General features: G+C 70.0%; 16 protein-coding genes. 12 read left to right on the top strand and 4 right to left on the bottom strand.

The genetic code is table 11. The features are described from left to right. The first annotated feature begins 69 nt into the window (after nucleotides 1–69). Nucleotides 70–702, top strand: coding sequence for a polysaccharide deacetylase family protein (locus tag AB0E78_RS08805; protein ID WP_361830416.1), 633 nt, complete (start codon nucleotides 70–72; stop codon nucleotides 700–702). A gap of 44 nt (nucleotides 703–746) precedes the next feature. On the opposite strand, the gene AB0E78_RS08800 is transcribed toward AB0E78_RS08805, so the two are convergent. Both AB0E78_RS08800 and AB0E78_RS08795 read right to left on the bottom strand, forming a co-directional pair. Further along, a complete protein-coding gene (locus AB0E78_RS08800; RefSeq protein WP_361829765.1) occupies nucleotides 747–1,865 on the bottom strand; it encodes a Gfo/Idh/MocA family oxidoreductase in 1,119 nt (372 codons plus the stop codon). Further along, nucleotides 1,850–2,527, bottom strand: a complete 678-nt coding sequence (locus AB0E78_RS08795; RefSeq protein WP_361829763.1) for a ThuA domain-containing protein — start codon at nucleotides 2,525–2,527, stop codon at nucleotides 1,850–1,852. The genes AB0E78_RS08800 and AB0E78_RS08795 overlap by 16 nt, the downstream gene beginning before the upstream one ends. A gap of 282 nt (nucleotides 2,528–2,809) precedes the next feature. Between AB0E78_RS08795 and AB0E78_RS08790 the strand changes: the two genes are divergently transcribed. The 10 genes from AB0E78_RS08790 (at nucleotide 2,810) to AB0E78_RS08745 (ending at nucleotide 15,936) form a co-directional block, all read left to right on the top strand. Next, nucleotides 2,810–3,868 (top strand): LacI family DNA-binding transcriptional regulator, encoded by a 1,059-nt coding sequence (locus AB0E78_RS08790; protein ID WP_361829761.1) that lies wholly within the window; start codon nucleotides 2,810–2,812, stop codon nucleotides 3,866–3,868. A 128-nt stretch (nucleotides 3,869–3,996) separates the two neighbouring features. Then, complete coding sequence (locus tag AB0E78_RS08785; protein WP_361829759.1) at nucleotides 3,997–5,295, top strand: extracellular solute-binding protein; 1,299 nt, start codon at nucleotides 3,997–3,999, stop codon at nucleotides 5,293–5,295. A gap of 6 nt (nucleotides 5,296–5,301) precedes the next feature. Further along, nucleotides 5,302–6,291: a sugar ABC transporter permease gene (locus AB0E78_RS08780; protein ID WP_361829757.1), complete on the top strand. Its 990-nt coding sequence runs from the start codon at nucleotides 5,302–5,304 to the stop codon at nucleotides 6,289–6,291. Continuing rightward, nucleotides 6,288–7,133, top strand: a complete 846-nt coding sequence (locus tag AB0E78_RS08775; RefSeq protein ID WP_361829755.1) for a carbohydrate ABC transporter permease — start codon at nucleotides 6,288–6,290, stop codon at nucleotides 7,131–7,133. The genes AB0E78_RS08780 and AB0E78_RS08775 overlap by 4 nt, the downstream gene beginning before the upstream one ends. A gap of 72 nt (nucleotides 7,134–7,205) precedes the next feature. Beyond that, nucleotides 7,206–9,482, top strand: coding sequence for a glycoside hydrolase family 3 N-terminal domain-containing protein (locus tag AB0E78_RS08770; protein WP_361829753.1), 2,277 nt, complete (start codon nucleotides 7,206–7,208; stop codon nucleotides 9,480–9,482). Nucleotides 9,483–9,547: 65 nt separating this feature from the next. Then, a complete protein-coding gene (locus tag AB0E78_RS08765; RefSeq protein ID WP_361829751.1) occupies nucleotides 9,548–10,672 on the top strand; it encodes an endo-1,4-beta-xylanase in 1,125 nt (374 codons plus the stop codon). 277 nt (nucleotides 10,673–10,949) lie between these two features. Then, a complete protein-coding gene (locus AB0E78_RS08760) occupies nucleotides 10,950–11,915 on the top strand; it encodes a glycoside hydrolase family 6 protein (protein WP_361829749.1) in 966 nt (321 codons plus the stop codon). 116 nt (nucleotides 11,916–12,031) lie between these two features. Next, complete coding sequence (locus AB0E78_RS08755; RefSeq protein ID WP_361829747.1) at nucleotides 12,032–13,324, top strand: glycoside hydrolase family 6 protein; 1,293 nt, start codon at nucleotides 12,032–12,034, stop codon at nucleotides 13,322–13,324. Nucleotides 13,325–13,912: 588 nt separating this feature from the next. After that, nucleotides 13,913–14,821, top strand: coding sequence for an alpha/beta hydrolase (locus AB0E78_RS08750; protein WP_361829745.1), 909 nt, complete (start codon nucleotides 13,913–13,915; stop codon nucleotides 14,819–14,821). A gap of 71 nt (nucleotides 14,822–14,892) precedes the next feature. Continuing rightward, nucleotides 14,893–15,936: an endo-1,4-beta-xylanase gene (locus tag AB0E78_RS08745; RefSeq protein ID WP_361829743.1), complete on the top strand. Its 1,044-nt coding sequence runs from the start codon at nucleotides 14,893–14,895 to the stop codon at nucleotides 15,934–15,936. Between the two features lie 145 nt (nucleotides 15,937–16,081). Here the strand turns inward: AB0E78_RS08745 and AB0E78_RS08740 are convergent, their stop codons facing one another. Then, a complete protein-coding gene (locus AB0E78_RS08740) occupies nucleotides 16,082–17,086 on the bottom strand; it encodes an NADP-dependent oxidoreductase (RefSeq protein ID WP_361829741.1) in 1,005 nt (334 codons plus the stop codon). Between the two features lie 72 nt (nucleotides 17,087–17,158). Continuing rightward, nucleotides 17,159–17,851 carry an SDR family oxidoreductase gene (locus AB0E78_RS08735; protein WP_361829740.1) on the bottom strand — a complete coding sequence of 231 codons (693 nt, stop codon included), beginning with the start codon at nucleotides 17,849–17,851 and terminating at the stop codon, nucleotides 17,159–17,161. Nucleotides 17,852–17,988: 137 nt separating this feature from the next. On the opposite strand from AB0E78_RS08735, the gene AB0E78_RS08730 reads away from it, so the two are divergent. Then, on the top strand, nucleotides 17,989–18,549 hold the full coding sequence (locus AB0E78_RS08730) for a TetR/AcrR family transcriptional regulator (RefSeq protein WP_361829738.1): 561 nt from the start codon (nucleotides 17,989–17,991) through the stop codon (nucleotides 18,547–18,549). The last annotated feature ends 52 nt before the right edge of the window (nucleotides 18,550–18,601 follow it).

Genomic DNA, 18,601 nt, shown 5'->3' with positions numbered 1-18,601 from the left:
GACCCACTGATGAGAATGCGCTCACCTCGCTCGTCGCGTTCCCTGACAGTAGGGCTGGCCGTGGCCACGATGGCCGGCGCGTGCACCCTCACTGCCCATACCGCCGCCTCGGCGCAGGCCGTCGCCTGCACCGGTTACGTAGGCCTCACCTTCGACGACGGCCCGTCCGGCAGCACATCGGCTCTGCTCGACGTGCTCAAGCGGAACGGGTTGCGCGCCACGATGTTCAACGAGGGGCAGTACGCCGCCGGCAACCCCTCCCAGGTCCGCGCGCAGGTCGCCGCCGGCATGTGGGTCGGCAACCACAGCTACACCCACCCTCACCTGACCCGGCTCAGCCAGTCACAGATCGACTCGGAGATCTCCCGCACCCAGCAGGCCATCGCCAACGGCGGAGGAGGCACACCCCGGCTGTTCCGTCCGCCGTACGGCGAGACCAACGCGACGGTGCAGTCCGTCGCGGCCAAGTACGGCCTGACCCAGATCATCTGGGACGTCGACTCACAGGACTGGAACGGAGCCAGTACCGATGCGATCGTGCAGGCCGCCGCACGGCTCACCAACGGCCAGACCATTCTCATGCACGACTGGCCCGCCAACACACGCGCCGCGATCCCGCGCATAGCCCAGGGGCTGGCGGCTCGCGGTCTGTGTGCCGGCATGATCTCTCCGCAGACCGGCCGCGCAACGGCTCCGGCCTGACCGCAGCAGGCCCGGCGCTTCGTCGGCGGCCGGCCGACATCGGCCTACTCGGCCTCGGGCCGCGCGTGGGCGGGGACGGCGGTGGGCCGCTCACCCGCACTCGTGACGGCGACGCTCCGCCCGGTGCCGGACGCGGTGAGCAGTGACTCCATGATCTCCAGTACGTGGTAAGCGAGGTGGCCGCTCGCGCGGTGCGGGGTACCGGTGCCGAGGGAGCGGGCGAGATCCGCGATGCCGTAGCCGCGGTCGGCTCCCGCGTAACCACCCCGTACGGGGGCGTCCTCCCACTGCCCGGACCCGGCCCTGAAGAGACGCACCCGCCCGTCGAAGCCGTTGGGATCGGGAACGGACAGGGAACCGCCGGTGCCGTACACCTCGATGCGCGGCAGGTCGCCGGCCCAGACGTCGAAGGACATCACCAGCGTGGTCAGCACCCCGCTCTCGTGCTCCAGGACGCCCGTGACGTGGGTGGCCACCTCGACCGGGAACTCGGTGCCGGCCCGCGGGCCGCTGCCGACGGTACGCAGCGGACGCGAGGTGGATGCCATGCCGACCACCCTGCGTACCGGACCGAGCAGCGTGACCAGGGCGGTCAGGTAGTACGGGCCCATGTCGAGCAGCGGGCCGCCGCCCGGCCGGTAGTAGAACTCCGGGTCGGGGTGCCAGAGTTCGTGGCCCGGCGTGACCATGAAAGCGGTGGCGGCGACAGGTGTACCGAGCTGCCCCGCGTCCAGGACAGCGCGGGCGGACTGCACCCCCGTACCCAGGACCGTGTCCGGCGCACAGCCCACGCGCACGCCTGCCCTGTCGGCAGCGGCCAGCACCGCCCGGGCCTCGGTGGTGGTCGCGGCCAGCGGCTTCTCGCCGTACACATGCTTGCCCGCGGCGATCGCGGCATGGGCGACGTCGGCGTGCGCCGCGGGGACGGTCAGATTGAGGACGAGGTCGACGTCCTCGGCCGCGTACAGCTCCTTCGGGGTGGTGGCACGGGCGCCGGGGACCGAGGCCGCGACGGCGGCGGCGCGCGTCTCGTCCAGGTCGGCCACCGCGGTGACGGACAGGTTCGGCAGGGCCGGAAGCGTACGCAGATATGCCCCGCTGATCCGCCCGGCCCCGACCACTCCGACGCGCAGCGGTGACCGGGCCTTCAGCGCGTCGCCCATGCCATGCCCTTCCTGATCATCGCGTCGGTCTGGGGGACCTCCAGATCGGCGAGGCCGTGTCCGAGTGTGGTGACGAAGACCCGGCCCTCGCCCCAGTGCCGCGTCCAGGTCACCGGTACCGGTGTGCCCAGGAGTTCGGGGTGGTCGGGGTCGGGGCCGTACAGGGAGGTCGCGAGCACCTCGATCGCCGGGTCGACGTGCAGGTAGTACTGCTCGGTGGTGACCGTGTAGGCGTCGACGCCGGCCAGCACAGGGTGGTCCGCCTTGTCCGGTACGGGGACCACCTCGAACGTAATGAACTCCTTCGCGTGGTACACGAACTGACCACCCGTCATCAACTGGTACCGAGTCTCGGCACGGAACGCGTCGATGATGCCTCCGTGCCAGCCGGCCAGACCGGTGCCCGCGCGGACGGCCCGGCTCAGACCTTCCACCTGGGGGCCGGTGATCTCACCCATCGTCCAGCACTGCACGACGAGGTCGGTCGCGGTGAGCAGGTCCGCGTCGAGGTAGCTGTCGAGAGAGTCGGAGACCGTCACCGCGTAGCCGTCCTCCTTGAGCGTGGTGACATAGCGGTCCGTGGCGGCGACGGGGGTGTGTCCGTCCCAGCCGCCGCGGACGACGAGCGCCCGCTTGGTGGCCGTGGTGCGGGAAGAGAACATCGGCCCTCCGTGGGGGCGTCGGCTTGGGCGGCGAGGGCGCACACGTCCCCTGCGCCTAGGTTCACGAAAGTGTCGGACGTTACCGCGCTGCCGTCCAGGGCGTCATGTGCTCAGCGCGGCGAGACAGAGGATCCGGGCCCGGTCGGCCGGGCCGTCTGCCAGACCTCTTCCTGCCGGTCGTACGGGCAGAGGGCTTGACCGGCGCACGGTCGACGGCATGTCCTACGGTTTCCGGAAGCCATCCGGAGATTTTCGGATGACGAGTCGACGGAGGTGAGGAACGTGGCCGGGGAAGGCGCTCAGCGCAAGGCGACCACGCGGAGCCCGGACGGGTCGGCCAAGGTGACGATCGCCGAGATCGCGCGGGAGGCCGGGGTCTCGGTCCCGACCGTCTCGCGGGTCGTGAACGGACGTTCCGACGTGTCACCGGCCACCCGCGCCCGGGTGGAGGAGCTGCTGCACCGGCACGGCTACCGGCGCCGGCCGCCCGCGCCCGGAGACCGTGCGGCTCTGCTCGACCTGGTCTTCAACGACCTGGACAGCCCGTGGGCTGTGGAGATCATCCGTGGCGTCGAGGAGGTCGCGCACGAGGCCGAGGTGGGCACGGTGGTCTCCGCGATCCACGACCGGGCGGGCGCGGCGCGGCAGTGGATGACCAATCTGCGGGCCCGTGCCTCCGATGGCGTGATCCTGGTGACGTCCGTCCTGGAGCCCGGGCTGCACGACGAACTGCAGCGCCTGGGCGTCCCGTTGGTGGTGATCGACCCCGCCGGATCGCCCGCGACCGAGGCGCCGACCGTCGGCGCCACCAACTGGGCGGGCGGGATGGCGGCGACCGAACATCTGCTCGGCCTCGGGCACCGAAGGATCGGGTTCATAGAGGGCCCGCCCCGGCTGCTGTGCTCACGGGCCAGACTGGATGGTTACCGGGCCGCGCTCGACGTGGCGGGTGTGCCGGTCGACGACGAGCTGATCGTGCCCGGCGACTTCTACCACGAGTCCGGATTCACCGGCTGCAAGCGGCTGTTGGACCTCCCCGAGCCGCCTACCGCCGTTTTCGCCTCCAGTGACCAGATGGCCCTTGGCGCGATCGAGGCGCTGCGCCGGCGCGGCCTGCGGGTGCCCGAGGACATGAGTGTCGTCGGTTTCGACGACCTGCCGGAGGTGCGCTGGAGCGCGCCGCCGCTCACCACGGTGCGCCAACCCCTGTCCGACATGGGCAAGTTGGCGGCCCGCGCTGTCCTCGATCTCGCGCGCTCCGTCGCACCCGCATCGCCGCGCATCGAGCTGGCGACGGAACTCGTGGTCAGGGCCAGTACGGCGGCCCCGCGCGACCTGTAGCGCGGCAGGCGCCCGGCCCGGGGGTGTCAACGGCCTTTTTTGTTGAGGCTGTTGACACCCCCGCTCCGTGTCCGTAACTTCCGTGGCCATCTACCGATAGTTTTCGGATCACTTCCGGAAGGTGCGTCATGCCAGCCTCCGATTTCTCCCGCCGACGCTTCCTCGGCGCTGCCTCCGCCGCTGGTCTCGGGGCGGCCGCCCTGACCGCGTGCGGCGGCTCCGACTCCGGCGGCGGGAAGGACAGTTCGGGCCGGACCATCGTGGAATGGTGGAACATCCAGACCACTGAGCCGTCGAAGACCGTCTGGCCAGAGCGAGCGAAGGCGTTCGAGGCCGAGAACCCCGACGTGCGGATCAAGCTCGTCACGCTGGAGAACGACGCCTACAAGTCGAAGATGACGGCGCTGACCAGCTCCGGAAAACTTCCGGACATCTACCACACCTGGGGCGGAGGTGTTCTGCGGCAGCAGACCGACGCGGGCCTCGTCGAGGACCTCACCTCGTCCATCGAGCCGTGGGCCGACACGCTCGTGCCCGCCTCGGTCAAGGCCTACCAGTTCGACGGCAAGACGTACGCGGTGCCCTTCGACATCGGAGCCGTGGGCTTCTGGTACAACAAGGCGCTCTTCAAGAAGGCCGGAATCAGCGCGCCGCCCACCACCTGGGACGACTACCTGGACGCGGTCAGGAAGCTGAAGGCCGCGGGCATCACACCGATCGCCCTCGCGGGCAAGGAGAAGTGGCCCGGCATGTACTTCTGGGCGTATCTGTCGATGCGGATCGCCGGTGTCGAGGGCATGCAGAAGGCCGCCGACGCCAAGGACTTCACCGGTGACGACTTCGTCAGGGCGGGCGAGCACCTCAAGGACCTGGTGGCGCTCAAGCCGTTCCAGAAGGGCTTCCTCGGCGATGCCTACTCCACCCCCACCGGAGAGGCCGCCGCCATGGGCAACGGCAAGGCGGGCATGGAGCTGATGGGCCAGTGGGCGCCCGTCGTGCAGGCCGACGCGGGCAAGGGCATCGGCAAGGACCTCGGCTTCTTCGCCTTTCCCTCGGTGGCCGGCGGCAAGGGCGAGCTCACCGACGTGTTCGGCGGAGGCGGCGGCTACGCGGTCCGCAAGGGCGCGCCGAAGGCCGCCACGGACTTCCTGAAGTTCTTCATGACCGCCAAGTCCGACCGCATCCTGGTCTCCAAGGCCGACACGATCCCTGTGGTCAAGGAAGCTACCAGCGCCCTGACTGACCCCAACCTCACGGCGGTCTCCGACATGCTCGGCAAGTCCACCGGCTTCCAGCTCTACCTCGACCAGGCCTACCCGCCGGCTGTCGGCCAGGAGGTCAACGACTCCGTCGCCGCCCTCATCGCCGGCTCCAAGTCTCCCGATCAGGTGACCCGGTCCATTACCCAGGTCGCCAAGAGCCAGTAACAGACGATGACTTCGACCTACGTAAAGGACGCGGCCGAAGCTGTCGCCGAGCCGTCGCCCCCCGACCTCGGCAACCGGCGTCCGCTCGCCCGGCGCGTCACCGACTGGCTGACGGCCGTCTCCTTCACCCTGCCCGCCCTCATCCTGTTCGGCGCGCTCGTGCTCGCCCCGATCCTGTACGCGCTCTACGTCAGCCTCTTCAACTGGGGCGGATTCGGGTCCCCTTCGGACTACACGGGACTCGACAACTACAGCCGCCTCGCCAAGGACCCGGTCTTCCTCGGTGACCTGTGGCGCGGCCTGCTCCTCGTCGGCTTCTCGGTTCTCGTCCAGCTGCCGTTCGCACTCGCCATGGCGGTCCTGCTCAACCAGAAGCTGCGCGGCCGGGCCGTCTACCGGATGCTGTTCTTCGCCCCGTACGTCCTGTCCGAGGTGATCACCGGCGTCCTGTTCTCCATGATCTTCGCGCCGGACGCCGGGCTTGCCGACAAAGTGCTCGGCGCGGTCGGCCTCGACGGGCTCGGCGGGCTGTGGTTCGCCGACCAGTCGACGGTCATGCCGACCCTGTTCCTCGTGATGACCTGGAAGTACTTCGGCTTCCACATGATGCTCTACCTCGCAGGCCTCCAAGGCATCCCGGCCGAACTGCACGAGGCGGCCCGCATCGACGGGGCAAGCGCCTGGCAGCGCTTCCGCTACATCACCCTGCCCCTGCTCGGACCGACCGTCCGCATCAGCGCGTTCCTGTCCGTCATCGGCGCCATCCAGCTGTTCGACCTGGTGTGGGTGATCTCGCAGGGCGGCCCCGACCACGCCTCCGAGACGATGGCCATCACCCTGTTCCAGTTCGGGTTCAAGCGCTACGAGATCGGCTACGCCAGCGCGATCAGCATCGCGCTGTTCCTCATCAGCCTCGTCTTCGCCCTCGCCTACCAGCGCCTCGTGCTGCGTCGGGACACCGAAGGAGCCCTCACGAACATGCGAGCCACCCGATGACCGCGCCCGACGTGCCCGGGCGCCGCCGCTTCGGCAAGGCGCCCCTGTACGTGATCGTGTGGCTGGTCGGCATCGGCATGGTGACACCGCTGCTGTACGCCCTCGTGTCCGGCTTCAAGTCCACCGACCAGCTGTCGAGCAACCCCTTCGGCCTGCCGTCGCCCTGGGTGACCTCCAACTACACGGACATCCTCGCCTCGGGCCCCTTCTGGCGGATGCTCGGCGCGTCCACCCTCGTCGCCGTCGGGACCACCCTGCTGACGGTGGGGGCGGCGGCCCTCGCCGCGTTCTCCCTGGCCCGATTCGCCTACCGCGGACGGGAGTTGCTGTTCACGCTCTTCACGATGGGGCTGATGTTCCCGTTCGCCGTGGCGATCCTGCCGCTGTTCATCCTGCTGCGCACCTTCGGGCTTCTCGACAACCCGTGGGGCGTGATCCTGCCGCAGGCCGCGTTCGGGCTGCCCATCACCATCGTCATTCTGCGCGGCTTCTTCCGGCAGATCCCCGGTGAACTGGAGGAGGCGGCCACCCTCGACGGGTGCTCCCCGTTCGGCTTCTTCTGGCGGATCCTGCTGCCGATGGCGCGCCCGGCGCTCGGCACGGTCTCCGTCCTCGCCGTGGTGAGCAGCTGGAACAACTTCCTGCTGCCGCTGCTCGTGTTCAGCAACGAGACCTGGTGGACCATCCCCGTCGGCGTCCAGCAGTTCCAGGGCCAGTACGCCACCGACATCGCCCGTGTCTTCGCCTACCTCGTCCTGGCCATGGTGCCCGCGCTCGCCTTCTACGCCGTCGCCGAACGGCAGCTGGTCGGCGGCATCACGGTGGGCGCGACCAAGGGCTGACACCGCACCGCCGCACACCGCACCGCCGGGTCTCGCCACCACCGCCTGCACACATCGCACTTGAGGAGTTCCATGGTCAAGCCCTGGCAGGACACCACCCTGCCCGCCAAGGTCCGGGCGGCGGACCTGCTCGCCCGGATGACCACCGAGGAGAAGACGGCCCAGTTGTCCAGCGTGTGGCTGGGGGCCGACATCGACACCGACAGCGCCGCCGTCGCGCCGGGGCAGCACGCGTACGTCGCCGAGAGCGCGGTCCTCGACGCCCTGCTGCCGCACGGCCTCGGCCATCTGACCCGGCCCTTCGGTACCGTCCCGGTCGAGCCCGCGGTGGGCGCGGCACGCCTCGCGGACCTGCAGCGCCGGGTCCGTTCCGCGAACCGCTTCGGGCTGCCCGCGCTCGCCCACGAGGAGTGCCTGACCGGCTTCGCCGCCTGGCAGGCCACGATCTTCCCGACGCCGCTCGCCTGGGGCGCCACCTTCGACCCGGCCCTGATCACCGAGATGGCCGAGTCCATCGGTACGTCGATGCGCACGGTCGGCATCCACCAGGGCCTCGCCCCCGTCCTCGACGTCGTCCGCGATCCCCGCTGGGGCCGTACCGAGGAGTCCATCGGCGAGGACCCGTACCTGGTCGGCACCATCGGCAGCGCGTACGTGCGCGGCCTGGAGGCCGCGGGGATCGTCGCCACCCTCAAGCACTTCGCCGGGTACTCGGGCTCGCGCGGCGCCCGCAACCACGCGCCCGCCTCCATCGGACCGCGCGAACTCGCGGACGTCTTCCTGCCCCCGTTCGAGATGGCACTGCGCGAGGGCGGCGCCCGCTCCGTGATGGCCTCCTACAACGACATCGACGGACTGCCCGGACACGCCCACACCGGCCTGCTCACCCAACTCCTGCGTGACACATGGCAGTTCACCGGAACGGTCGTCGCCGACTACTTCGGCATCGCGTTCCTGGAGTCCGCCCACAAGGTGGCCGCGACGGAGGGGGATGCCGCGCGGATGGCCCTCGCGGCCGGCGTCGACGTAGAACTGCCCGCCGCGCGCTGCCTGCCCGTGGCCGCACACCTTCCCGAAGACCTGATCGACCGCGCCGCGTTGCGCGTCCTCACGCAGAAGTGCGAACTGGGCCTCCTCGACCGGGACTGGGAGCCGGTCATGGGATCGACGGGATCCACGGGATTCACTGGATCCACGGAAGCCACAGAAGGCGCGCTCGTCGACCTGAACCCCCCTCAGATGCGGGACCTGGCGCGGGCTGTGGCGCAGGAGTCGGTCGTCCTGCTCGCCAACGACGCGGGGCTGCTGCCGCTGTCCGCCAACGGACTGCGCATCGCCCTGGTCGGCCCCCTCGCCCACGAACAGGCCGCCATGCTCGGCTGCTACACGTTCCCGCGGCACGTCGGCGTCAACCACCCAGGTCTCCCTGCGGGTGTCGAGGTCCCGACGCTCGCCGAGGGGCTCCGTGCCGAACTGCCCGGCGCGGTCTTCGTCAGCGACCCGGCGCAGGCCGACCTCTGCCTCGCCGTGGTCGGCGACCGCTCGGGCCTCTTCGGGCGCGGCTCGTCCGGCGAGGGCTGCGACACCGAGGACCTTGAACTGCCCTATGGGCAAGGTGCGTTGTTGGACGAGGTGTTCGACACCGGGACACCGGCCGTCGTCGTCGTCCTCAGCGGGCGACCCTACGCACTCGGTCGCTGGGCCGACCGGGCCGCCGCCGTCGTCCAGGCCTTCTTCCCGGGGCAGGAGGGCGGCGCCGCCGTCGCCGGAGTCCTGTCGGGACGGGTCGAGCCGTCGGGGCGCCTTCCCGTCGGCGTGCCGCGCGGGCCCGGCGGCCAGCCCGCCCCCTATCTCGCGCCGCCGCTCGGCCGCCGGGGCGACGCCAGCAGCGTGGACCCCACCGCCCTCTACCCCTTCGGGCACGGCCTCTCCTACACCACGTTCACCTGGGACACCCCGCAGTGCGACGCCCCCGAACTGCCCACCGACGGCGATACCACCCTGCGCCTCACCGTCCACAACACCGGTGAGCGGCCCGGCACCGAGGTCGTCCAGCTCTACCTCCACGACCCGGTCGGCAGCGTCGCACGCCCCGAGGTCCGGCTCGTCGGCTACGCCCGCGTCCCGCTCGACGCCGGGGCGTCCGCGGAGGTCCACGCCACGTTCCCGGCGGACCTCGCCGCGTACACCGGAGCCGACGGCCGCCGCGTCGTCGAACCCGGCGCCCTCGAACTACGTGTCTCCGCGTCCAGCGAACGTGTCCACCACACTGTGCCGCTCACCCTGACGGGTGCGGAGCGGGAGGTCGGGCACGAGCGGCGGATGCGGTGCGAGATACGCGTCAAGTGACGCGTGGAAACAGCACGGCGCACGGTCAACCGACCTTTCCCAGCAATGAGTTGAGGAGCAGCACCATGCGCACACCTGCCCCCCGCACCCCTGCCCGTAGGGCCCGTAGCCGCGTCAGAGCCGCCGCTTTCGCGTCGGCGACGGCTCTGCTGCTCGGCCTCGCCGGTGTACCCGACGCACATGCCTACGCCGACACACACGCCGACGCCGGTACGCGCCACCGCCCCGCCACGCTCGACAGCCTGGCCGAGCGCACCGGCCGCTACTACGGCTCCGCCGTCGACAACCCCGAACTCGGCGACACCGCGTACGCCGACCTGCTCGGCACCGAGTTCGGCAGCACCACGCCCGGCAACGGCATGAAGTGGTACGCCACCGAACCCCGGCGAGGTGTCTTCGACTTCACGGCAGGCGACGAGATCGTCGCGTACGCGCAGACCCACAAGCTGAAGGTCCGCGGCCACACCCTCGTATGGCACAGCCAACTGCCCGGCTGGCTGGAGAACGGCACCTGGACCGCCGACGAACTGCGCGCCATCCTCAAGAACCACATCACGACCGAGGTGCGGCACTACAAGGGCAAGGTCTTCGCCTGGGACGTCGCCAACGAGATCATGAACGAGGACGGCACGTACCGCGAGAACATCTTCTACAAGACCCTCGGCCCCGGTTACATCGCCGACGCCCTGCGCTGGGCGCATGCCGCCGACCCCGGCGTGAAGCTCTACCTCAACGACTACAACGTGGAGGGGCTCGGCGCGAAGTCGGACGCGTACTACAAGCTCATCAAGCAACTCAAGGCCGACGGCGTGCCGATCGACGGCTTCGGCATGCAGGCCCACCTCGCCCTGCAGTACGGCTTCCCGAGCGACATGAAGGGGAACCTGCAGCGTTTCGCCCGCCTCGGCCTCGATGTCGCCATCACCGAGCTCGACATCCGGATGATCCTCCCGTCGGACGCGGCCGAACTGGCCCAACAGGCCGACTGGTACGGGCAGGTGACCAAGGCCTGCCTCGCCGTCCGCCGCTGCGTCGGCATCACGCTGTGGGGCTACTCCGACCGCCACTCGTGGATCCCGTCGGTCTTCGAGGGCCAGGGCGCGGCATTGCCCTGGGACGAGAACCTCCGGCACAAGCCCGCCTACGACGCGATCGCGAAGGTGCTCGCGGCCGCGAAGCGGGGGGAGTGACGGTGGTCCGTCACATGACGCGAAGTTGACCGAGGGCCCTTGACACGTTCCGCCCGCGCCAACACCATGCCGCCCATACCCAAGAGCTTCGGACGCGCTTGGGGGACGCTTCCGATTGGGAGCGCTCCCATGACTTTCCGGGCCCGACGGTCTGCGTCCCGGGGCCCGGAGCCACCGTCGCCCGGGGGCGTCGCACCTCGTACTTCCTCAGCGCGCCGCACGCACACGCTCAGATCGCAGCGCGTGCGGTGCGTCCCCCGTCAGGAAGAGGTTCCCCATGTTCAGATACAGACGTGCCCTGCTCGCGCTGCTGCTCGCCTTCCCGCTCGCACTGGCAGCCCCCGGACTCGCCCACGCCGACAGCCCGGTGGCCATGACCAGCGGGTTCTATGTCGACCCCCACTCCACCCCCGCGGCGTGGGCCGCCGCCAACCCCGGTGACGGCCGCGCCGCCGCGATCAGGGACAACATCGCGGCCAAGCCGATGGCCCGCTGGTTCGGTAACTGGAGCGGCACCATCGGCACGGCCACGGGTGCGTTCGTCGGCGCGGCCGATGCCGTGGACAAGCTGCCGGTCCTGGTCGCCTACAACATCCCCAACCGCGATATCTGCGGCGGACACTCTGGGGGCGGCGCGGGCTCGGCAGCCGCGTACAACACGTGGATCGCCGCCTTCGCCAGTGGCATCGGCAGCCGTCCGGCCGTCGTCATCCTGGAACCGGACGCCCTGGGAGACACGAGCTGCATGACCGCCGCGCAGATCGCCGAGCGCAACACGCTGCTCAACAACGCCATCGACCAGTTCAACCAGAAGGCCCCCAACACCTGGGTCTACCTGGACGCCGGAAACCCGGCCTGGCTGGCGGCCCCCACGATGGCGCAGCACCTCGCCGACGCGGGAGTGCGCAAGGCCCACGGCTTCTCCCTGAACGTCTCGAACTACCTGACCACCGGTGAGAACACCGCGTACGGCAACGCGATCAACGCGAAGCTGAGCTCGTCCTACGGCTACACCAAGCCCTACGCCATCGACACCAGCCGCAACGGACACGGTTCCAACGGCGCATGGTGCAACCCCGCAGGGCGCAAGCTCGGCACCCCGACCCAACTCGGTGGCGGAGCCGAAATGCTGCTGTGGGTCAAGACGCCCGGTGAATCCGACGGCAATTGCGGTGTGGGCGCCGGATCGGTGGCAGGCCAGTTCCTTCCCGAGGCCGCCTACAAGATGATCTACGGCTACTGACATCCCCGTCCGGGCCACCGCCCTTGAGCTCCCGTGGCCGTGCCCGTCGATGCATCCCGTCCCCGTCTCCGTCCGCGTCCCGTTCCTGTCCCCGTCCGTCCCGACCAGGAGCACACATGAGATCCGGTATCCCGCTCACCAGACGCATGGCCCTGCTCGCCTCGGCCGCCCTGATGACCTGCGCGGCGGCCCCGGCCGCACAGGCGCAGGGGGCACCCGCCGAACAGGCCGAACAGAAGGTCATCACCCCGACCACGCGCTTCTACGTAGACCCGCACAGCAAGGCCGCCCAGCAAGTGATGACCGACCTCCGTAAGGGGGACCGGGCCAACGCGCTGAACATGGCCAAGCTGGCGAGCCAGCCGCAGGCCGAGTGGTTCACCGAAGGCACGCCCGCCCAGGTCGGAAGAGAGGTGCGCAAACTCGTCCACGCCGCCGCGGTCACCCGGCGTGTGCCGGTCCTCGTCGCGTACAACGTCCCCGGCCGCGACTGCAGCCTCTACTCCGGCGGTGGAGCCGCCTCCTCGGCCGCGTACCGGCAGTGGATCGACGCCTTCGCCGACGGCATCGGCAACCGTAAGGCCGCCGTCGTCCTGGAGCCCGACGGCCTCGCGGCCCTTCCCAAGGACTGCGCCGGCGCCATCGACCCCACCGGCGAACTCACCGCCCACCGCATGGCGGACCTCGCCTACGCCGTGCGCACCCTGAAGAGCGAGCCGAACACCGCTGTATATCTCGACGCGGGCAACAGTCAGTGGAAGTCGGTCGGTGACATCACGCAGCGACTCCTGGACGCCGGCCTGGAGCAGAGCGACGGCTTTGCCCTCAACGTGTCCAATTACCAGCCCACCGACCAGACTTCGCGCTACGGCACCTGGATCGCGAAGTGCGCGTGGTACGCCACCAAGGGACCGGATGCGGCTCGCGGTCACGCGGACCGGTGCGCCAGTCAGTACTACTCGCCCGCCGCGCCCAACGACGGCGCCCCGGGCAACGCCGTCTCCTCCACCGACCCGTCGACCTGGCACTGGACCGACGCCTGGTTCGATCAGAACACGGGCGGCGCGTCCACCGATGAACTGGCGCGCTTCGTGGTGGACACCAGCCGCAACGGGCTGGGGACCTGGTCGCCGCCCCCGGGCAAGTACACCGGCGACCCGGAGACTTGGTGCAACCCACCCGGCCGCGGTATGGGCCCTCGCCCCACCGCCGGTACCAAGGTCCCGCTCGTCGACGCCTACCTGTACGTGAAGACCATCGGCGAATCCGACGGCAGCTGCACACGCAACACCGGCGGCACCATCGACCCCGAGTACGGCATCGTCGACCCGGCCGCCGGCGTCTGGTGGCCCGAACAGGCCCACTCCCTCGCCCGCAACGCCGTACCCGGTCTGGAATTCCACCGGTAACCCCGGTCGACGACACCGTGGGGCGCCGCCCGCTGGGGGGGGCGAAGGGCATCCCTGCGTCGGCGCCACCACGGTCGAGGGAGGTCAGTCCGCGACGCGCCACCTGTTCGACGTTGTGCCGGTCGCTGCCCAGGTTCGCCCCGATGGCCGCGGGCTCGTCCGTGCATGGCGAGTGTCGAAACTTTCGCGCAACTCTTTCTGATCGATGGCTGAAACTATTTCGCGCGAAGCGTTGACCGGACACCGTCAAGCGCTTCATCATTCCTGCGTCCGAGGGCCCGACTATCGTTCGGGATATCGACCAGGCGTCGGGCTGGGCAGGCCCGAGCCGCACAGCCGCACAGCGGCTCGTACCCGCTTCACCGCATGCGCGCCAGGGCCCATCGGTCGGTCGAGTCGCCATGGAGTTGCCCATGCCCATACCGGTCGGAGACCACCGTCGCCAACTTCCCCCATGGCTTCGGCGACACACGGATCGTGCTCCAGGACTTCCGTTCCGCCCTGGCCACACAGACAGCCCCCGCCTGCTGAGGCCGAGACCTCCAGACAGGACCTGTCTCCCCCCCCCACACACACAAGGAGTCACGCATGTCATTACGGCGACGTACGTTCCTCGGCCTCACCGCGGCCGCGACAGCCGGCCTGAGCGCCCCCCTGCTCGGCTCCGGACTGAACCGCGCCCACGGCGCCGAACTGGCGGCACCCGCAAAGGAGTTCGCCGTCGGAGTGCGTCAGTTCAACTGGAGCCGAGGTTCCCGCTCACTGTTCACCAAGGTCTTCTACCCCACCCCCGGCACCCCCGGTGGCGCCCCCGTCCCCAACGCCCCTCTCGCCGACGGCGTGTTCCCCATCGCCGAGTGGAGCCACGGCATGAGCGGCAATTCCGACTCCTACGCCTCGCAGACCCATGCGATAGCCTCCGCCGGCTTCATCTGCCCCGCGCCCTCGTTCTCCGACAACACCAACCTCGGCTCCGTCTACGGAGGCGAATGGTCGAAGGACGTATCCGAGGTCATCACCCGGACCCTGGCGCTCAACTACGCCGCGGGCGGCCCCTTCGCCGGGCACATCGACACCGCGGCCGGGGTCGGTGTCTCCGGGCACTCGATGGGCGGCATGACCACCCACGGCCTGGTGACCGCCTGGCCCGACGACCGTATCGTCGCCGCCGTCCCGGTCGCTTGTGTGGACATGGGCAACCCCGCCGCCTCGGTCCGTGCAGGCGTGCTGTTCATTCACGGCGACAGGGACCCGACCTGCGACTACGCCCTGGCCCGGCGGGCGTACCAGGAACTGCGCGCGCCCAAGGCATTCCTCACCCACGTCGGCGCGGACCACGCCGCGTACCTGAACCCGGGGTTCCCGACCTTCGACCGGACCCAGAACACCCTCGTGGACTGGTTCCGCTGGCGCCTGTACGACGACACCGCCGCCCGCGACCGGCTCCCCGCCGACGCCACCGGCAACGGCACCCGCTGGGAAGCCGCCCTGGCCTGACGGCCGGCGGGCATACGAGTCCACGCCCTGCGCCGCTGCCACCACACCCCCACGAGAGAGAGACACACGCGATGACCGACAGATCCTCCAGAAGCCGCACGACGCGACGCGTCTCGCGACGCACCCGGTCGGCGATCACCGCCGCGGCGACCGGCGCCCTGGCGGCAGCGGCCGTCCTGGCGTTCTCGCCCACCGCTCACGCCGCCGATACCCTCGGCGGTGCGGCCGCCCAGCGCGGCCGGTACTTCGGCGCCGCGGTCGCCCCGCACCTCGGTGAGACCGACTACGAGTCCACTCTCAACCGCGAGTTCTCCAGCGTGGTCGCCGAGAACGCGATGAAGTGGGACGCCACCGAGCCGAACCGGGGGCAGTTCAACTTCAGCGGCGGTGACCAGCTCGTCAACTACGCCCAGCAGCACGGCAAGTTCGTACGCGGCCACGCCCTGGTCTGGCACGCCCAGCAGCCCGGCTGGGTACAGGGGCTGACGGGCGACAGCCTGCGCCAGGCGATGCGGGGACACATCGCCGGGGTCGCCGGCCACTACGCGGGCAAGATCGACTCGTGGGACGTGGTCAACGAGGCGTTCGAATGGGACGGCAGCCGCCGCAAGTCCAACCTCCAGCAGCAACTCGGCAACGGCTGGATCGAGGACGCCTTCCGCGCCGCGAAAGCGGCGGACCCCAAGGCCAAGCTCTGCTACAACGACTACGGCACCGACGGCATCAACGCCAAGAGTGACGCCATCTACCGCATGGTCCAGGACTTCCGCGCCCGCGGCGTCCCGATCGACTGCGTCGGCTTCCAGAGCCACCTGGCCTCGAACTCCGATCTCAGCACCTACCGGCAGAACCTCCAACGCTTCGCCGACCTCGGCGTGCACGTGCAGATCACCGAACTCGACGTCGGCGGCTCCGGCGCGGCACAGGCCAATGTGTACCGGCAGGTCACCCAGGCATGCGTGGCCGTCGCCCGGTGCAACGGCATCACCGTGTGGGGCGTCACCGACAAGTACTCCTGGCGCGCCCAGGAAACCCCGCTGCTCTTCAACGGCAATTACCAGAAGAAGGAGGCATACGGTGCGGTCCTCGCGGCGCTGAACAGCGCGGCGAGCTGAGACCGGCCGGGGGCTCGGCGGTCGTCCCGCCGGGCCCCCGGCTCTCCACGCGTGGGGCATGGGCGTAGGAGGCGACTAAGGGTTCGTTCGCGGTGCCGGTGCTGCCGGTGCTGCCGGTGCTGCCGGTGCTGCCGATGTGCCCGCCCTACGTCATCGAGACGACGACCTTGCCGGCCTTCGCACGGCCCTTTTCGACGTACTCCATGGCCCGGAGGGTTTCGTCGAACGGGAAGACCCGGTCGACGACGGGGCGGATCATCCCGGCGTCGACGAGCGGGGTGAGTTCACGCAGCTGGTCGCCGCTGGCCTTCATGAACAGGAACGAGTACGTCACGCCGTGGCGCTTGGCGCTGCGCCGGGTCCGGAAGCTCAGCGCGGTCATGGCCAGGCGGAGAACCGGGTTCGCACCGAGTTCGCGGGCGAAGGCCGGGTCGGGCGGGCCCGCGACGCTGATGGCCCGACCACCGGGCTTGAGCACCCGCAAGGACCTGGCCAGGTTGTCGCCGCCGAGGGAGTCCAGGACGACGTCGTAGCCGTCGAGGAGTTCGGTGAAGTCCTGTGTGCGGTAGTCCACGACGACATCCGCGCCGAGCTTTTTGACCAGGTCGACGTTGGCGGTGCTCACGGTGGTGGCCACGTGCGCGCCGAGTGCTTTGGCCAGCTGGACGGCGATGGAGCCGAGGCCGCCGGCTCCCGCATGGATGAGGACCCGCTGACCCCGCTGTACCTGGGCCCGCTCGACCAGCGCCTGCCATGCGGTCAGGGCGACGAGGGGCAGGGAGGCGGCCTCGGTCATGGTGAGGGCGGCCGGTTTGGGTGCCAGGTCGTCCTGATGGACGGCTATGAGGTCGGCGAAGGTGCCGATGCGGTCCTTGTCGGGGCGTGCGTATACGTCGTCGCCGACCGCGAACTCGGTGACGTCGGCGCCTACTTGGATGACCGTTCCGGCGAGGTCGTTGCCCAGGACGAGGGGGAGGCGGTAGGGCAGGAACGCCTTGAAGTCGCCGTTGCGGATCCTCATGTCCAGTGGGTTGACGCCCGCGGCATGGATCTTGACCAGGACGTCCTCGGCGCCGACGACGGGGTCGGGGATCTCGGCGGCGCGCACGGTGGCCGCGTCGCCGTACTTCTCGACCCTGAAGGCCTTCATCGTCTTCTCCGTTTCTGTTCCCGTCCGCGAGAGGCCGGGGTTTCCGCTCGGGTCGGGAGCGCCCCGCAAGGCTCAGGCGGCGTTCGGCTGCGGCGCGGCGGCCAGGCCCTGCTTGACCTGCCGGGTCAGATCGTCGGCGACGATCTCGGGCAGGCCCGCTTCGATGCCGTCGAGGGCCTGGGCCGCGACGGCGGAGGCGGAGACCTTCTGGTCGGCGGGGACCTGGGCAGCCATGTCGGTGTCCATGTAACCGACGTGCAGCGCGGACACGGTGATGCCGCGCGGTGCCAGCTCCTCGCGGCTCGCGCCGGTCAGCGCCCAGGCGGCGGCCTTGGAGGCGGCATAGGAGCCGAGGCCTGCCGGGTGGTACCAGGACAGGACCGACAGGACGTTGAGTACGGCGCCACCGCTGTTGCCCTCGATCACGGGGGCGAAGGCGCGGGTCGTGGCGAGTGGGCCGAAGAAATTGGTGTCCATCTCCCGGCGCACCTCGTCCAGGTCACCGCCGACCAGAGCGGCGCCGGTGGAGATGCCCGCGTTGTTGATCAGGAGTGTCGCGTCGGAGGCGGTACGGGCGGCCTCCCTGATCGACTTCTCGTCCGTGACGTCCAGGTGCAGCGGGGTGACACCCGGCAGGTCGACCGTCTCGGGGCGGCGGGCCGCCGCGTAGACCTTCGCGCCGCGCTCCACGAGCTGAGCGGCGAGATGCCGTCCGAGCCCCCGGTTGGCGCCGGTGACGACCGCGACCGTGTTCTTGAGCTCCATGTCTGATCCTGCTTCCGGTTGTGGCGGGCGCCGTCCGGCACCTGCCTCCATCTGATTTAGATTATGATGACAATCTAAACACTGGATTACGATAGATGCCAGTCGACATCCAAAACGGTTTCGCGTAGGAGGTGGCCATGGGCCGGGTATCGCAGGCGCAGGCGGAGGAGAACCGCAGGCGGGTCGTGGACACCGCCTCCCGGCTCTTCCGGGAGCAGGGCACGCACGTCAGCGTCGCCGAGCTGATGAAGGCGGCCGGTCTGACCCACGGCGCCTTCTACAAGCAGTTCGCTTCCAAGGAGGCACTCGTCGACGAGGCCACCGCTCACGCGATCGACGAGCTCACCCAGCGGTACGCGGACGGCCTCGAGCAGTACGACGGGCAGCGCGACGCCGCCCAGCGCACGCTGATCGACACCTATCTCTCCGTCGAACACCGCGACAACGCGGCGGGCGGCTGTCCGATCGCCGCGCTCGCCACCGACGTCGCCCGCACCCCCGACGACCAGGAGGCCCGCCGCGTCTATACCGAGGGGGTGGCCGACTTCGCCGATTTCCTCGGCGATGACGACCAGGACGGCCTCGCCCGCCTGAGCACCCTGTTCGGCGCGCTCGTTTTGGCCCGCGCCACCAAGGGCTCCCCGCTCTCCGAGCGGATCCTGGCCGCCGCGTATGAGGCCCTGACGGAAACCGGCTGATCGAGGGTGCCGCCTCCGGGGCAGGAGCGAGCAGGGGAGAGGGCCGGGCGGG

Source organism: Streptomyces sp. NPDC032198, from assembly GCF_040636975.1.
Taxonomy (GTDB): Bacteria; Actinomycetota; Actinomycetes; order Streptomycetales; family Streptomycetaceae; genus Streptomyces.
The sequence above is the reverse complement of the archived record's forward strand: the minus strand, read 5'-3'. Positions and strand labels throughout refer to the sequence as shown.

Coding starts and splice junctions, on each gene's coding strand:
- AB0E78_RS08805 (WP_361830416.1), top strand. CDS start 70: ATGGCCGGCGCGTGCACCCTCACTGCCCATACCGCCGCCTCGGCGCAG.
- AB0E78_RS08800 (WP_361829765.1), bottom strand. CDS start 1,865: ATGGGCGACGCGCTGAAGGCCCGGTCACCGCTGCGCGTCGGAGTGGTC.
- AB0E78_RS08795 (WP_361829763.1), bottom strand. CDS start 2,527: ATGTTCTCTTCCCGCACCACGGCCACCAAGCGGGCGCTCGTCGTCCGC.
- AB0E78_RS08785 (WP_361829759.1), top strand. CDS start 3,997: ATGCCAGCCTCCGATTTCTCCCGCCGACGCTTCCTCGGCGCTGCCTCC.
- AB0E78_RS08780 (WP_361829757.1), top strand. CDS start 5,302: ATGACTTCGACCTACGTAAAGGACGCGGCCGAAGCTGTCGCCGAGCCG.
- AB0E78_RS08775 (WP_361829755.1), top strand. CDS start 6,288: ATGACCGCGCCCGACGTGCCCGGGCGCCGCCGCTTCGGCAAGGCGCCC.
- AB0E78_RS08770 (WP_361829753.1), top strand. CDS start 7,206: ATGGTCAAGCCCTGGCAGGACACCACCCTGCCCGCCAAGGTCCGGGCG.
- AB0E78_RS08765 (WP_361829751.1), top strand. CDS start 9,548: ATGCGCACACCTGCCCCCCGCACCCCTGCCCGTAGGGCCCGTAGCCGC.
- AB0E78_RS08760 (WP_361829749.1), top strand. CDS start 10,950: ATGTTCAGATACAGACGTGCCCTGCTCGCGCTGCTGCTCGCCTTCCCG.
- AB0E78_RS08755 (WP_361829747.1), top strand. CDS start 12,032: ATGAGATCCGGTATCCCGCTCACCAGACGCATGGCCCTGCTCGCCTCG.
- AB0E78_RS08750 (WP_361829745.1), top strand. CDS start 13,913: ATGTCATTACGGCGACGTACGTTCCTCGGCCTCACCGCGGCCGCGACA.
- AB0E78_RS08745 (WP_361829743.1), top strand. CDS start 14,893: ATGACCGACAGATCCTCCAGAAGCCGCACGACGCGACGCGTCTCGCGA.
- AB0E78_RS08740 (WP_361829741.1), bottom strand. CDS start 17,086: ATGAAGGCCTTCAGGGTCGAGAAGTACGGCGACGCGGCCACCGTGCGC.
- AB0E78_RS08735 (WP_361829740.1), bottom strand. CDS start 17,851: ATGGAGCTCAAGAACACGGTCGCGGTCGTCACCGGCGCCAACCGGGGG.
- AB0E78_RS08730 (WP_361829738.1), top strand. CDS start 17,989: ATGGGCCGGGTATCGCAGGCGCAGGCGGAGGAGAACCGCAGGCGGGTC.